This is a genomic window from Saccharothrix deserti (assembly GCF_009769385.1).
In the GTDB taxonomy this organism is placed as follows: domain Bacteria; phylum Actinomycetota; class Actinomycetes; order Mycobacteriales; family Pseudonocardiaceae; genus Actinosynnema; species Actinosynnema deserti.
In genome coordinates, this window is the sequence record NZ_ML775959.1 from 201,519 (window position 1) to 215,202 (window position 13,684).

9 protein-coding genes and 1 pseudogene are annotated in these 13,684 nt (G+C 71.2%); 8 read left to right on the plus strand and 2 right to left on the minus strand.

The window, feature by feature from the left end; all coding sequences use genetic code 11:
- The first annotated feature begins 26 nt into the window (after positions 1 to 26).
- From FM051_RS00765 to FM051_RS53880, 3 genes and pseudogenes are all read left to right on the plus strand, one after another.
- Entirely contained in the window at positions 27 to 767 is a 741-nt protein-coding gene (locus FM051_RS00765) for an isopentenyl transferase family protein (protein WP_158839544.1), read from the plus strand.
- A 14-nt stretch (positions 768 to 781) separates the two neighbouring features.
- The gene (locus FM051_RS00770; protein WP_158840032.1) at positions 782 to 1,360 is read left to right on the plus strand and encodes an LOG family protein; all 579 of its coding nucleotides are present in this window, start codon (positions 782 to 784) and stop codon (positions 1,358 to 1,360) included.
- A gap of 84 nt (positions 1,361 to 1,444) precedes the next feature.
- A pseudogene (locus tag FM051_RS53880) lies at positions 1,445 to 1,810 on the plus strand ((4Fe-4S)-binding protein); the annotation flags it as partial.
- 147 nt (positions 1,811 to 1,957) lie between these two features.
- On the opposite strand, the gene FM051_RS00780 reads toward FM051_RS53880, so the two are convergent.
- On the minus strand, positions 1,958 to 4,924 hold the full coding sequence (locus tag FM051_RS00780) for a glycosyl hydrolase 115 family protein (protein ID WP_158839546.1): 2,967 nt from the start codon (positions 4,922 to 4,924) through the stop codon (positions 1,958 to 1,960).
- A 334-nt stretch (positions 4,925 to 5,258) separates the two neighbouring features.
- Here FM051_RS00780 and FM051_RS00785 point away from each other — a divergent pair, with 334 nt between their 5' ends.
- The 5 genes from FM051_RS00785 to FM051_RS00805 all read left to right on the plus strand — a co-directional run bounded on the left by FM051_RS00785 (position 5,259) and on the right by FM051_RS00805 (position 12,531).
- Positions 5,259 to 6,452, plus strand: coding sequence for an ROK family protein (locus FM051_RS00785; RefSeq protein WP_158839548.1), 1,194 nt, complete (start codon positions 5,259 to 5,261; stop codon positions 6,450 to 6,452).
- Positions 6,453 to 6,548: 96 nt separating this feature from the next.
- Positions 6,549 to 9,446: an alpha-L-fucosidase gene (locus FM051_RS00790; protein WP_158839550.1), complete on the plus strand. Its 2,898-nt coding sequence runs from the start codon at positions 6,549 to 6,551 to the stop codon at positions 9,444 to 9,446.
- A 123-nt stretch (positions 9,447 to 9,569) separates the two neighbouring features.
- Positions 9,570 to 11,855, plus strand: coding sequence for a glycosyl hydrolase family 95 catalytic domain-containing protein (locus FM051_RS00795; RefSeq protein ID WP_202918608.1), 2,286 nt, complete (start codon positions 9,570 to 9,572; stop codon positions 11,853 to 11,855).
- Between the two features lie 50 nt (positions 11,856 to 11,905).
- The gene (locus FM051_RS00800; RefSeq protein ID WP_238412021.1) at positions 11,906 to 12,202 is read left to right on the plus strand and encodes a hypothetical protein; all 297 of its coding nucleotides are present in this window, start codon (positions 11,906 to 11,908) and stop codon (positions 12,200 to 12,202) included.
- Positions 12,199 to 12,531 (plus strand): NPCBM/NEW2 domain-containing protein, encoded by a 333-nt coding sequence (locus FM051_RS00805; RefSeq protein ID WP_158839554.1) that lies wholly within the window; start codon positions 12,199 to 12,201, stop codon positions 12,529 to 12,531. Before FM051_RS00800 ends, FM051_RS00805 begins: the two co-directional genes overlap by 4 nt.
- Positions 12,532 to 12,577: 46 nt before the next feature.
- On the opposite strand, the gene FM051_RS00810 is transcribed toward FM051_RS00805, so the two are convergent.
- On the minus strand, positions 12,578 to 13,681 hold the full coding sequence (locus FM051_RS00810) for an NAD(P)-dependent alcohol dehydrogenase (RefSeq protein ID WP_158839556.1): 1,104 nt from the start codon (positions 13,679 to 13,681) through the stop codon (positions 12,578 to 12,580).
- Positions 13,682 to 13,684 lie beyond the last annotated feature (3 nt).

Consider the following 13,684-nt stretch of genomic DNA (forward strand, 5'->3'; position numbering starts at 1 on the left):
TCCGGTTCGGGAGAACCGTTGACGGCATGACTTTCAACCGGAAGAACGTGCCCGCACCGGACGGCGATCGGTGGCCTCTCGTCCACGTGATCGCCGGTCCGACCGGCACGGGGAAGTCCGACATCGCGATGGCACTGGCCGCGGAACACGGCGCACCGGTCGTGGTGGCCGACCGCATCCAGTGCTTCCGCGACCTGCCGGTCACCAGCGCTCGCCTCGACTCGGACCCGACCACCGGCGTCGTGCGCCACCACCTGCGGGACCTGCTCGTCACCGACGGCGACTACGACCCGGACGACGCCGCGCGCGACCTGGAACGCCAGGTGAAGATCCTCATCGAGCGCCATCCCGTGGTCGTCGTCGAAGGCGGTTCCCTCTCGTTGTTGCAGCGTTTCGTCAAGTCACGGCACCAGTTCCGGCTCACCGCCGACATCCTGCGGATGCCCGACGCCGAGACCTGCCGGTGCCGGCTGCGCTCGCGCGCCGAGCGGATGCTGCGGCCGGCGGTGTCCGTTCCCGGGCTGCTGGAGGAGTTCGCGGCGGCGTGGCGTCACCCCGCGCGGCGCGAGTTCGTGGCCTCGGTCAACGGCTTCGACGCCGTGGTGCTGTGGTGCCGGCAGCACGACCTCGACCCCTGCTCGGTGACTGACGTCCTCGGGGACGACCGCCTGGTGGGCAGCGTGGCCGATCTCGTCGCGGATCTGCACGCCCACCACGGGCGTGAACAGGACGAGGTGTTCGCCGGACTGTTCGGACCGGCGAATTGACCAGAACGCCCGGAATTCGTCGGTTGTGTGTTTTCTGCGGATCGTCGAGCGGGCGCATTCGCCATTTGGCGGCTGCTCGGCGGTTCGGTCGCACGGTGGCCGAACTAGGCCTGGAAATCGTGTACGGCGGCGCGCGGATCGGCACCATGGGCGCGCTGGCGGACGGGGCGGTCGAGGCCGGCGGGTCGGTGATCGGGGTGGTGCCCAGGGTCCTGGTCGAGAAGGAGGTCGCGCACGACGGCCTGGCGCGGCTCCACGTGGTGGACACGATGCACGAGCGCAAGGCGTTGATGGCCGAGCTGTCCGACGCGTTCGTGGCGCTGCCCGGTGGGGCCGGGATGCTGGAGGAGCTGTTCGAGATCTGGACCTGGGCGCAGCTGAAGCTGCACACCAAGCCGGTCGGGCTGCTCGACGTCGACGGCTTCTACGACCCCGTGCTCACGATGGTCGACCGCATGGTCGAGGAGGGGTTCCTCAAGCCGCCGTACCGGGACATGTTGATCGTCGACGACGACCCGGAACGCCTGCTGGACCGCTTCACCGCCTACCGCCCACCGAACTACACCTGGACCGAGGAGGCCCCCGTCCGCTAGGTTGTTTTCGCAGCTCAGAGCCTTGATCATGGCACGCGCCACCCCGGTCTCCCCAAGCCGCCGCCGATACACAATCGGGTGATCATGACCCGACGACCTACAAAAAACGCTGTAATCTTTGGGTTGAAACGTCGGTTGAAACAACGAGGACCGCGACCAACCCCCCCCGACCCGACCACACCCGCCCTCAACCCTCAACGACCCCGAGCCGACCACGCTCGACCCCGGCTCCCTGCCGGCCAGGGAAGCCATCGAGGCCGGCGAGGGAAGCCATCGAGTCCACCCGCACCGACGGGCTGCGGGTGGACGCCGGCACAGTGCCGGCACGCCGCCGAGTGCGCGCGGCCTGCCCGAGGCGCTCGACCCGGCGGCCCGGCCGCCCGGCCGTGGGCGCGGCCGGCCGCCGCCGAGCCTGAAGCGGTGGTCGAGGTGATCGGTCGCTGCCCGTCGGGCGCTCTGCGCCCCGCCGTGCCGGACCTCCCGCCCCGCCGCGCCCCCGCCCCGCCGCGCCTCGCCGGACGCCGCGCCCCGCCGCGCCCCGTCGTGCCGGACGTCGTGCCGGACGTCGTACCCCGCCGTGCCGGACGTCGCGAAGCCTTAGCGCCCCTCCGCCGCCGCCTGCCTGTCGGGCACCTCCCAGTCCGGCGCCCCCGAGTCCGGTGCGGCGGTGTCCGGTGCGGCGGTGTGCGCGCCGGGGTGGGTGGGGTGGTAGCTCTCCGGGGGAGCGAGGTAGCTGGCGGGGAGCCCGCCGGTGTCGACGACGATCTGGTCCACGGCCATGCCGGGGTCCACCATCAGCAACCGGAGGACGTGGTCGCCGGGTTCGGTGACGACCACCGAGCCGGCCATCTTCTCGATGCCGTCCTCGACGTTGCGCGCCCACGCGTCGCCCCGGTTGCCGGTGGCGATCGCCTGGCCGGTCAGGATGGTGGCGGGTCCGTCGTCCAGGGCGATGGCGACCCGTCGACTCCCGCGCTCGTCCAGCGACGGCAGGCGGAAGACCCGCACCGGGAACGTGCCGGCACTGGTGAAGCGGACCCGGTAGCGCAGTTCCGGCGCGCGGGTCGTCACGTCCGTGGTGATGGGGGTCGCGGTCGACGGGACGGCCTCGACGGCAGCCCCGCGCCGGCCCAGGCCGCGCACGGTCCGCCAGTCGGCCCCGCTGCGCGCCACGCGTCCGTCGAAGTGCGCCGCGTCGATCGAGACGTAGCCGTTGGCCTCGACGTGACCACGCGACCGGTTCCGCGCGCGCTCCCCGTCGTTGACGACCCGCAGCGGCACGGAAACGGTCTGGCCGACGCCGGTGAACGTCACCGTCCCGTCGTGCCGACCCTCCGGCACCCGCTTCCAGTCGATCGCGACCCACACCCTGGTCTGGTCGGTGACCGTGCCGGACGTCGAGCTCAACCGCACCCACGGATGGCTGGCCGACGCACTCCACTCGAACGGCAGGAAGCCGGTGTTGAACACGTCCACGAAACGGCGGTCGCGCGGGTAGGAGGAGAACGCGAGCGGTCGCTCCACCCCCACCTCGTTCCCCTCGGCGGCCACCCCGAGTCCCGACGTCTCCTGCGCCGTCACCCGCACCACCTGCGGACGGCCGGGCGCCTTCGGGATCTGCGACGGGTACGGGTTGACGATCCCGTTCCACTTGCCGCCGGCGATCTCGGTGTTGTAACGCTGGGTGATCGCCGCCTCCTCCGCGTGCGCGGCATCTGCGAGATCGGCGTACCGGTTCACCCCCGCACCCCTGCCCTGGCGCACGGCGAGGGCGTTGCGATCCGCCCAGTGGAACTTGAGGTTCATCAGGTAGGCGCCGTGCACCGGGTACTGGACCAGCTCGTAGAACGCGTCCTGGTACGCCGGGGGCAGCGTGCGGCCGAGCGCCTCGGTCCGCTCCAGCAGTGCCCGGTGGGCGGCCATCCGCCGACCCGCCTCGTCACCGTGGTGGACCAGCGAGAACGTGCCGCGGTCGATGAACTCCGGACGTCGTTCGGCGGCGAGGCGGTAGTACTCGGTGCGGATGGCGGCGATGTCCCGGCCGTGACGGCGCCCGAACTGGCGGCCCGCCCACTCGACCAGGAACTCGTCGACGTCGTCCGGCCCCCACCGGTTCACGTCCCAGGCCATGTCCATGCAGAAGGACAGGCCGGTCTCCTGCGACTTGATGTCGCCGACGTTGATGATCCACATGCGGTCGACGCTGTGGTCGTACGCCCGGCGCAGTTCCTGCCAGATCTTGGCCAGCTGCGTGGTGTCCAACCACAGGTAGCTCTTCGGACGGCCCCAGTACGAGATGTGGTAGTAGATCCCGTTGCCGCCCGCACGGCGGCGTTCGGCGTCGTCGGGCAGCTGCCGCATGTTGCCGTGGTTGTCGTCCGGCCAGATCAGGGTGACGTCGTCGGGCACCTGGACGCCGTTGTTGTACAGCTCCAGGACTTCCTTGTACGGGATGAAGATCTGCGGTGTGGCGTTGGCGCCGACCTCCTCGGACAGGATCCGGCGCTGGTCGGAGATGATCCGGTTCATCACCGCGACCTTCTCCGGCAACGTGGTGGCGTACCGGGTCTCCAGCGCGGAGTCGTGGAGGCCGCGCATGCCGATGGTCCAACTGCTCTCGAACGCGGCGTTCTGCCGCGCGCGTGCTCTCCAGTAGTCAGCGATGACTTCGGGGTTCACCGTGTAGTCGTATACGGGCAGGGTGCCGTCGGGGTTGCGGTGCTCCTCCGCCCACGGCGCCCACTCGTGCACGCCGTTGCGCAGCAGCGCCTCGGGGTGGCTGGAGCCGACCACGATCCCGTACGTGTCCGCGAGCTCGGCGTTCTCCGAGTGCTTGTTGAAGTGGTCGGTGTACGGGTGCATCGCGGGCCACAGGTAGTTGGCCTTCAGCCGGAGCAGCAGCTCGAAGACCCTCTTGTACGTCTCGGGCCCGATGTTCTTGTCCGGTTCCTGGGTGCGGTTGGACCAGGTGGTCAGGTTCTGCTCGTCGTTGATGAAGATGCCCCGGTAGCGGACCGACGGCTCGTGCCGCTTGAACGTGCCCGTCGGAACCGTCACGGTGTCGTGGTGCTCGACGGGGACGTCGGCCCACCAGTACCACGGGGACACACCGATTCGTTCGGACGTGTCGTAGATGCCGTAGACCGTGCCGCGCCGGTCACTGCCCGCGATCACGAGGGCCCGTTCGACACCGGGGAGCGGGTGGTCGACCACCTGCGTCACCGATGCCTCCCAGCGGCCGGTCACGCCCGAGGCGTCCAGCCGGCCGTCGGCGATCAGGCGGTCGATGAGCGGGCTCGCGCCGATGGTGCCGATCAGCACGACCCGCGCGGACATCCCGGACGTGGTGCGCACGAGCCGGGGCCGCACGCCGCTGACCCGTTCGACGTCCGCCGCCAGGTCGTCTCCGGCGCGCGAGACGGCGGGATCGTCCGCTTGGTCCACGAACAGGTCCACGGCAACGCCGTTGTGCGCCAGTGTGAACGCGGCCCGAGCGGGCGCCGGGTCTCCGGCCGCCGTCGGCATGACACCGGGGAGCAACGGCGCCACCCCGGCGACCGCCATTCCCCGGAGCAACGACCTGCGTGTCCACCCGTTCGACTCGTTGTGCGGCACGAAGCCAACCCTCCTGCGTCGGTGCCCAAGGGGCGTCCGGCCGTGCGGGCGGCGGGCGCGGTGCCGGTGCGGTAATGGCTGCGGTAATGGCGCTGGAAAGCGCTTACCGGTCACCGTAGGGCACGCCGCTGGGAGCGTCCAGTAGCCGATTCGGGCGGTATGGCGGCTGTCCGCATTCCGCAGAACCTCGCTCGACCGGGTGAGGAGCGCTCGGAACCGTCGAACGGGTCTTCCCGGCGTGTCCCGACTTCCCGCCGGCCGGGACATGAGGTGCAATGATCGGATGACTCAGGGCGACGAGACGGGCGGCCGGTCGGGTGACCCGTCGTTGCTGCGACGGCTGAACGTCGCCGCGGCGTTGAGCGCGTTCCTCGACGCGCAGGTCCTGACGCTGCGGGAGCTGCGGGCCGCCGTAGGCGTGTCGCGGCCGACCGCGGAGAACCTCCTCGCCGAGCTGCTCGACGACGGCTGGATCGAGGAGGCCGCGCCCCCGTCGGAGGCACGCGGGTCCGGCCGACCGGCCAGGCACTTCCGGTTCCGCGCGACGTCCGGCTACGTCGGCGGCCTGGACATCGGCGCGCACAAGACGATGGCCGTGGTCACCGACCTGCGCGGCGAGGCGCTGGCCGTGCGCCGCCGCGAGCTCGACCCGGACCAGGACGCGCCGAGCCGGCTGCGGGACGCGGCCGACAACGCGCTGGCGTGCTGGGTCGACGCGGGCCTGCGCCCGGAGGACGTCACGGCGGTCGCGTGCGGGGTGACGGGGGCGTTGCGCGCGGAGCACGGCGCACGCGACGTGTCCGCGGGCCGTTCCGGCGGCGGGCTCGCGACCTACTCGCTGCCCGGGTTCACCGAGGTCGACGTCGCCGCGACGCTGTCGGCGGGCACCGGCCGGCCGGTCACCGTCGCCAACGACGTCAAGCTCGCCGCCCTGGCCGAGCACTGGAAGGGCGCCGCGCGGGACCACGCCGACCTCGTCTACATGTTCGCCGGGCACCGGGCCGGTGCGGGCGTGCTGTTCGGCGGCCGGGTCCACGAGGGCCGGCACGGCGCGGCGGGCGAGATCGGCGCGCTGCCGGCGCTCGGCTGGGAAGCGGCACTGGCCCGGCTGCACGCACGCGGCGCGGCGCTCGCCGCCGGTGGCCCGCCCGGACGGGAGGGCGAGCTGGTGATCGCCTCGGCCGCCGCCGGTGACGCGGAGAGCACCGCCGTGCTGACCGGGTTCGCCACCGTGCTGGCCCGCGGCGCGGCGATCCTCGCGCTGGCCGTCGACCCGGAGGCCGTGGTGCTCGGCGGCGGCATGTCCAGGGGCGGTGACGTGATCGTCGAGCCGTTCCGGCGCGAGCTGGCCCGGCTGACGCTGTTCCCGGTCGAGGTGGTCGTGTCGACCCTCGGCGCGGAGTCGGTGGCCCTCGGCGCGGCCCGGCTCGCGCTCGACGAGGTCGTGGCGGCGCTGCTGCACGTGCCCAACAGCTGACCCTTGACCACGGCCGGTGCGGTTGTAATCATCGGAGGTCTGTAGTTATGCAGCCTTGTTGACATATCCCGGCCCGCCCAACGGAGAGCGACCGACATGGGACCTCAACGCCATCGCCGTGCCCGCTTGCAGCCGTCCCTCCTCGCCGTCACCGCCGTCATCGCACTCCTCGCCGGCCTGCTCGGTGCCCCGGCCGCCGTCGCCGAGGTCCAGCACCCCAGGCAGGAGTGGCTGCGCCAGTCCACCGCCGGTCTGTTCCTGCACTGGGGCATGTTCACCGCGCCCCGTCACCTCGACTGCGCGGACTGGGAGCGCGACGTCACCGAGGGCGGCTGGACGCCGGACTACTGGGTGGACGAGGCGCGCAAGCTCGGCGCGTCCTACATCGTGCTGGCGACGTTTCACAGCAGACTCGGCTACGCGCGCCCGTGGCCGTCGGCGATCCCCGGCAGTTGCGCCACGGAGCGCGACTTCCTCGGCGAGCTGGTGCGTGCCGGTCAGGCCAAGGGCGTGCGGGTCGTCCTCTACATGACCGACGATCCGCAGTGGCACAACGAGCAGGGCGTGGAGACGCTCGACTCGGCGGCCTACTCGGCGCACAAGGGCGAGCAGGTGGACCTGACCACCCGGGAAGGGTTCGGCCGGTTCAGCTACGACCTGTTCTTCGAGGTGATGGCGAACTACCCGGACCTCGCCGGCTTCTGGATCGACAACGACAACGCCTACTGGGAGCGCAACCGCCTCTACGAGCAGATCCGCGAGCTGAGGCCGTCCTGGTTGCTGAGCAACAACAACGAAGACACGCCGATCATGGACACGGTGTCCAACGAGCAGAAGACCGGCATGACACCGGCCTACGACTACCCGCAGGCCGCGTTCACCCCGATGCCGCGCCTGGTCGAGGCCGACTACAAGCTGCCGACCACCGGCGCCTGGTGGTACGACGGCCGTGACCACCCGGTCGACGTCCGCCTGTCCACCGGCCGTTACATCACCAACGCCGGCTCGTCGATGAAGTCGCTGATGGCCGAGACACCCATGGTGAACGGGAAGTTCCCGCCGCAGCAGGAGGCGTTCAACGACTTCATGGCCGAGTGGGCGCCCCCGATCCGCGAGTCGCTGCACCGCACCGAGGGCGGCGGCTACCTGTACGGCGGCATGCAGCCCGGCTTCTGGAACGACGGCGCACACGGTGTCGTCACCGTCCAGCCGGGCGCGCGGACGCAGTACGTGCACGTGGTGACCCGGCCGCGCACCGACCAGGTCCGCCTGCGCGACAACGGGCACCAGGTGACGCGGGTGACCGACCTGCGCACCGGGGAACGGCTGCGGTGGAGCCAGTCCGGCGGCTACCTGACGATCCTCGGCATCACCCGCTGGGACCAGTACGACACGGTGTTCCGCGTCGAGACCGCCGGGCAGCGGTTCTACCACGAGCGCGTCACGGCGTCCTCACCATCCCTTGTGGACGGTGACTTCACGACGTTCTGGGACAACGGGGGCCGGTTGCCGATCTCCGTGACGCTGGACCTCGGCGCGCGCAAGCCGGCCACGTCACTCGCCGTCAACCAGCGCGAGTGGTCGCCGACGTACGCGCGGGAGAGCTTCGGCCGCCCGGAGGACTCGGCGCGGATCAAGGACTACCGCGTCCACGTGAGCGCCGACGGCCGGAACTGGGGCGAGCAGGTGCGGTCCGGTGCCCTGCCCAGTGCCCGTGGCGTGCAGTTCATCGACATCGGTGCGCAGCACGCGCGCTACCTCAAGCTGGAGGTGCTGAACACGTGGGGCGGCGCGCGGGCGCCGATCTTCCACCGGCAGCTCGAGATCGACGAGATCAAGGTCGCCTACGGGCACCCGTCGTCGGTCGGCACGCCGGTGCCGCTGGAGGCCGAACGCGCCGACCTCGGCGGCCAGGTCCGGCTCGACACGTGCCGCACGTGCTCCGGCGGCCACCGGGTGGTCGGCCTCGGTGGCGGGCCGCGCAACGCGGTGAGCTACCGGGACGTGCGGGTGGCCGAAGCCGGCGACCACCGACTCCAGCTCCACCACACGGCGGGGGCCTCCGGGTCGTTGGCGGTGCAGGTCAACGACGGTGATCCCGTCGTGGTGCCGGTCGCGGCAGGCAACGCCGACGTGCCGACCGGCTCGGCGATCGCCGTCCCGCTGCGTGCAGGCGCCAACACGATCACGGTGTACAGCACCGAGCGCCGGGGACCGGGCCTGGACCGGATCGCGGTCGGCCCGCTACCGCCCGAGGAGCACACCCCGACCACGACGATGACGGTCGAGCCGGGCGGGATCCAGTGGGTCGGGCCGGGGCAGCGGTCGATCGAGGTCTCCGCCACGCTCCGGCTGGACACCGGGATGGAGACCGACGACAGGCTCGACCGGGTCCGGCTCACGCCTGAAGCGCCGGCGGGCTGGACGGTCACCGGCGGCCCGGCCACCGCGGACACCCTGCGGTTGGGGCAGACCCTGTCCGGCACCTGGACCGTCACCTCACCAGCCGGCCAGGATGTGTCTACTGTGGACATCCCGGTCACCGCGTCGTTCGACGTGCTCGGCCGGTCCAAGAAGGTCGCCGAGAAGGTCGAGGTGCGGTTGCGGCCGAACGACCGGGTGTTCATGCGCGAGGCCGAGGACTCCCGCAACCGGATCGGCAGCGCGGGCATCACGAACTGCTCGCGGTGCTCCGGCGGTGAGAAGGTGCGCAACCTCGGCGGCAGCCCGGACGCGCACGTGGTCGTCGAGAACGTCCCGGTCCCGGCGGCAGGCGAGTACACGCTGTACATCGACTACACCGTCAACGGCGACCGCTCGTTCTTCGTCACGGTGAACGGCGGCGCGCCGGTCGAGGTGAAGGTCAGCGGAACGGGCAACACCGACCCGCAGACCGCGTCGGTGCCGGTGACGCTCGGAACCACCAACACCATCCGGATCCACAACGACGGGGAGTCCGCGCCCGACCTCGACCGCCTGTCGCTGGGCGGCTGAGCGTTACGTCTGGTTGGGTCTTGCGCGGAGTAGGTAAAAGCTCCTACCTTTCTAGTTGTCTGGACCACGTGCACCGCCGCGCACACGAGCCGTCGACTTCGACGTACGCGGAGGTGCGGGGCAATGTCGGCAGAGCTGAACAGGCGCGTCTTCCTGGGCGGTGCCACGGCTGCGGTCGCGGCGGGACTCCTGTCCACGGGAGCCGCCCAAGCGGAAACATCGGATGTCTCCATCGGTTTAACGGACCAGCAGTGGGCCGATTTCCTCGCCGCGCAAGACCTGGTGTGGCGGAAGATGCCCACGAAGTGGTCACAGGGACCGTTCCTGGGCGACGGCCGGCTGGGCAGCATCGCCTACGCCGCCGGCAACGCGGTCAAGTTCACCGTCCAGCACGCGGAGGTGCAGGACCACCGCACCGGCGGCGGCAGCGCGTGGGGCGTGCCCCGGCTGCCGGTCGGGCACCTGCTGCTCACCCCCGTCGGCACGGTCCGGTCGGTGGACTGGCGGCTGGACCTGTGGAACGCCGAACTGGTCGGCACGATCACCACCGACAAGGGCTCGCTGCGGCTGCACATGATCATCCACAGCACCCGTTCCGTCCTGGCGCTGTCGGTCACGCCGAGCGGCGGCGAGCGGGTCGACCTGGAGTTCACCGCCGAGAAGGCCATCCCGCCACGGGCCGCGAGCGAGGAACCGCCGGCCGGTTACGAGTACAACCCGGACCCCACCAGGAAGACCTCCGGCTCCGAGCAGCTCGGGGTCCAGTCGCTGCTCGCGGGCGGGCAGACGGCGACCGCCCACCGCGTGATCGGCTCGACCGGCGGCAAGCGGCGGCTGCTGCTGTCCGTGGCGCACAGCTTCCCCGGCACGACCGCCGAGGCGACCGCGCTGCGCCGGGTGCGGGACGCGGCGGCGTTGTCCGGCGGCGACTTCCAGCAGGGCCACCGCGACTGGTGGCACGGCTTCTACCGCAAGAGCTTCCTGTCGATCCCGGACCAGCGGTTGCAGAGCTTCTACTGGATCCAGCTCTACAAGATCGCGTCCGGGACGCGTGCGGGCGGGCCGGTGATGGCGACGTGCGGACCGTGGCTGGAGCCGACGCCGTGGGCGGCCGCGTGGTGGAACCTCAACGTGCAGCTGGAGTACTGGCCGATCCACGGCTCCAACCACCTGGAGCTGGACGCGATCGCGACGACGTTGAGGGACAACGCCGACCAACTGGTGCGCAACGTGAAGCCGGAGTACCGGTCCGACTCGGCGGGCGTGGGCCGCAGCACCGACCGGCACACCAGCAACACCGGCACGCTCGGCATCCCCGGCGGGACGGGCACGCTGGAGCTGGGCAACCTCACCTGGGCACTGCACAACGTGTGGCTGAGCTACCGGCACTCCATGGACCGCAAGCTGCTCGCCGACGTCGTGTTCCCGCTACTGCGGCGGTCGATCAACTACTACCTGCACTTCCTGACCAAGGGCGACGACGGCCGGCTGCACCTGCCGTCGACGACCTCGCCCGAGTACGGCAACGCGCCGGACTGCAACTACGACCTGCAACTCATCCGGTGGGGCTGCCGGACCCTGATCGACTCCGCCAAGGTGCTCAAGATCGACGATCCGCTGGCCGAGCGGTGGCAGGAGGTGCTCGACACCCTCGTGCCGTACCCCGTGGACGCGAACGGGTTCATGGTGGGCACCGGCGTGCCGTTCGAGAAGTCGCACCGGCACTACTCGCACATGCTCGCGGTGTTCCCGCTGGCGACGGTGAACTGGGAGCAGCCGCAGAACCGGGCGTTGATCGAGACGTCGCTGGAGCACTGGATGGGGCTGGAGGGCGCGCACCGCGGCTACAGCTACTCCGGGTCCGGCTCGATCGCCGCGCGCATGTTCCGCGGTGACGACGCCCTGGCGTACCTGGTGAACATGTTCGACACCTCGACCCGGTACCCGGTGCTGGAGAACACCATGTACACCGAGGCGGGACCGGTGGTGGAGACGCCGCTGTCGGCCGCGCAGACGTTGCACGACATGGTGTTGCAGAGCTGGGGCGGAATCGTGCGGGTGTTCCCGGCCGTGCCGACCGCGTGGGCCGACGTGGTGCTGGACCGGCACCTGGCCGAGGGCGCGTTCGAGGTGACGGCGGTCCGTCGCGGCGGGCGCACGCGGTTCGTGCTGGTGCGCAGCCGGGCGGGCGAGCCGCTGGTCCTGCGTCACGGCATCGCGGGCGCGGTGACCGTGCGCACGCCCGGCGGCGATCCCGTTCCCCACCGCGATCGCGGTGACGGGACGTTGGAGATCGACCTGGCCCGGGGTGGCGAGGTGCTCGTGCACCCGCGCGGCGTCACGCCCGATCTCACCGTCACGCCCGTGCCGATCTCCACGCCGGGCGCTCGATGGGGCCTGCCCGCCTGAGCTCACCAGCACGTCACGACCAGCACGTCACGACCAGGAGAGGAACACCCATGCGCAGAGCAGGCGGGCTCGACGTGATCGTGAAGCCGCTGGCCGGTGGGGACAAGGCGGTCGCGCTGTTCAACAAGAACGGTTCCGCGGCCACGGTCGGCACGTCGTTGTCGGAGATCGGGTTCGGGTCGGGCACCTACAACCTGAAGGACCTGTGGTCCAAGGCGACCCGCACCACGACCGGCTCGATCAGCGCCTCGGTTCCCGCGCACGGCACCGTGATCTACCGGGTGTCGCGGGTCGGCAGCCCGACCCCGCCGCCGGCGGGAAGCCCGCGGGCGACGGCAGGCCGTTGACGATCCAGGGCGTCGTGCACTCGAAGGGCCTGGGCGTGCACGCGGCCGGCAGCGTCGAGTACTACCTGGGCGGGAAGTGCTCGACGTTCACCGCTTCGGTCGGTGTCGACGACGAAGTGGCCGGTGCGGACGGGAGCGTGGTGTTCCAGGTGTTCGCCGACGGAACCAAGGTCGCCGACAGCGGGACCCTGACGGGGTCGTCGGCGGCGAAGTCGCTGTCGGCCGGCGTGTCGGGCGCGGACGTGCTGCGACTCGTCGTGACCGACGCCGGTGACGGCATCGACTACGACCACGCCGACTGGGGAAGCCCCCGGCTCACCTGTGCGTGACGGACACCGGTGGGGAGCCCCTTCGCAGGGCTCCCCACCGGGGGACTCAGAAGGTCAGGACCGGCTTGACCGTCTTGCCCGAGGACATGTCCCGCACGGCGGACGAGATGTCCTCGAACGCGTAGTGGCTGATGAGCTTGTCGATCGGCATCCGGCCGGTGCGGACGAGTTCCACCAGGGCCGGGATGAACGCCCTGGTCTCGCCGTCGCCGAGGGTGAGGCCGACGACCTTCTTGCCCGCCAGCATCGCGTTGACGTCGAGCGCGACCTCGGAGCCGAACGGGGGAGCGCCGACGATCACGAGCGTGCCGCGTGCCGCGAGCGCGTCGGCGCCCTTGCGCAGCACGGCGGTGCTGCCGGTGGTCTCCACGATGCCGTCGACGCCCGCGCCGGCGGTGATCTCCGCGATGGCCTCGGCGATGTCGGCCGAACCGCCGTCCACGACGTGCGTCGCGCCGAGTTCGAGGGCGAGGTCGAGCCGTTCACCGACCTTGTCCACCGCGATGATCGTGGTGGCGGGGGTGAGGGCGGCGGCCATGACGGCGGACAGGCCCACCGCGCCGGCGCCGAGGACGGCGACGGTGCTGCCCGGTCGTGGTTGCAGGACGTGCCAGACCGCGCCCGCCCCCGTCTGCACGCCGCAGCCCAGCGGCGCGATCGACTCCAGCGGGATGTCCGGGTCGACCTTGATCAGGCTCCGCTCGTCCACGACGGCGAGCTTGCTGAACGAGGACTGCCCGAAGAAGTGGCCGCCGACCGGCGTGCCGTCGCGGGTGATGGTGGCGCTGCCGTCGGCGCGCGTGCCGCCGAGCAGGTTGAGCGGGAGCCACGCCGCGCAGTAGGCGGGGTGGCCGTCGCGGCAGTTGACGCAGTGCCCGCAGGACGTGAACGACAGGACGACGTGGTCACCCGGCGCGACGGACGTGACGCCCGGTCCGACGTGCTCCACGACGCCCGCGCCCTCGTGGCCGAGGACTCCGGGCAGCGGGAACGGCAGCCCGCCGCTCGCCACGCCGAGGTCGGTGTGGCACAGGCCCGCCGCGACCATCCGGACGACGACCTCGCCCGCGCGCGGCTCGTCCAGTTCGATCTGGGTCAGGGTGAACGGTGCGCCGCCGGACTCGACGATCGCCGCTGTGGTGGTGGTCATGTG

What these genes read in the sequence shown, in the direction of transcription:
- FM051_RS00765 (WP_158839544.1), top strand. Translation starts at nt 27, where the DNA reads ATGACTTTCAACCGGAAGAACGTGCCCGCACCGGACGGCGATCGGTGG.
- FM051_RS00780 (WP_158839546.1), bottom strand. Translation starts at nt 4,924, where the DNA reads ATGGCGGTCGCCGGGGTGGCGCCGTTGCTCCCCGGTGTCATGCCGACG.
- FM051_RS00785 (WP_158839548.1), top strand. Translation starts at nt 5,259, where the DNA reads ATGACTCAGGGCGACGAGACGGGCGGCCGGTCGGGTGACCCGTCGTTG.
- FM051_RS00790 (WP_158839550.1), top strand. Translation starts at nt 6,549, where the DNA reads ATGGGACCTCAACGCCATCGCCGTGCCCGCTTGCAGCCGTCCCTCCTC.
- FM051_RS00795 (WP_202918608.1), top strand. Translation starts at nt 9,570, where the DNA reads ATGTCGGCAGAGCTGAACAGGCGCGTCTTCCTGGGCGGTGCCACGGCT.
- FM051_RS00800 (WP_238412021.1), top strand. Translation starts at nt 11,906, where the DNA reads ATGCGCAGAGCAGGCGGGCTCGACGTGATCGTGAAGCCGCTGGCCGGT.
- FM051_RS00810 (WP_158839556.1), bottom strand. Translation starts at nt 13,681, where the DNA reads ATGACCACCACCACAGCGGCGATCGTCGAGTCCGGCGGCGCACCGTTC.